Raw genomic sequence first — 1,080 nt, 5'->3', positions numbered from 1 at the left:
GGGGGTGCTTTTCGTTATGGCGCTAAAGGGACAAAAGTTTAATCATTATCCGGAATCATTAAAGATCGAAGCTGTTCGACTGCATAAGGAAGAAGGCTGGAGCCAGAGACGTATCGCAGATCATCTCGGAATTAAGGATAAGGACCGCGTGAAGATATGGATTCGGAAGTTTCGTGAAGGTGGCTACGAGTCATTTAAGGACCGTCGTGGAGACCCGAAGCGAGCTGAGACGGAGCAGGAACGCGAATTTCGTCGGTTACAGATGGAGGTAGATGTTCTAAAAAAGTGGTTGCAGATCTTGAATCAGGAGGTGCACAGCACAGACACGTCGTCATAGATCGAATGAGGGATAAGTACTCGATAACAGGATTATGTAACTTCTTAGGCATCTCCCGTAGCGGGTACTACGGCTATCTGAAGCGTGGTAGCGAGGATCCGGACGCGGAATTAAAAATGATGATTTCCGCGATTTATGAGCGATGGGATAAGAAAGCAGGATACCGCCGAGTTCAAGATGAGTTGCTCCGCCAGCATAGTCTTGTCGTCAATCACAAAAAGGTGCTACGTCTCATGCGGGAGTTGGGCATACAAGCGATTATCCGCCGCAAATACAAACATCGGACGAGTCAGCAGGCAGCAATTGCGGACGGGCGAATCGCGGAGAATTTATTACAGCGCGATTTTACGGCTGATGCGCCTAATCGCAAGTGGGTCACCGACGTTACACAATATCGCGTATTCGATGAACGTATCTATTTATCCGCCATCAAGGACCTCTGGAATAACGAAATCATCGCGTACCACATCAGCAATAACAATGACAATCCGCTTGTGCTGGAGACGTTTAGGAAGGCCTTAGACATACATAAGGACGTGACTGGCTTGATCGTTCACAGCGACCAAGGAAGCCAGTACACGTCCCATGCATACCACGACATGCTGCCACAGGTTAGCGCCCAAATCAGCATGTCACGCCGAGGCAATTGTTACGACAACGCCTCAATGGAAAGCTTCTTCTCTCATCTGAAAGTCGAAGCCCTCTACCCTTATGATATACGAAGTATTGCCGAGGCTCAAAGG

At 48.6% G+C, this 1,080-nt stretch carries 2 protein-coding genes; both read left to right on the top strand.

What is annotated here, in order from left to right:
- The coding region (locus ACFPQ4_RS24765; RefSeq protein ID WP_378114633.1) for a transposase at positions 1-337 on the top strand (337 nt) is incomplete at its 5' end.
- Positions 338-342: 5 nt separating this feature from the next.
- Positions 343-1,080 (top strand): IS3 family transposase (locus ACFPQ4_RS24760; protein WP_378114632.1); only part of this gene is annotated, 738 nt, incomplete at its 3' end.

Origin of the sequence: Cohnella yongneupensis (assembly GCF_042655785.1) — a bacterium.
GTDB lineage: Bacteria > Bacillota > Bacilli > Paenibacillales > Paenibacillaceae > Cohnella > Cohnella yongneupensis.
Note: the sequence above shows the minus strand (reverse complement) of the source record. Positions and strands in the feature narration are given on the sequence as shown.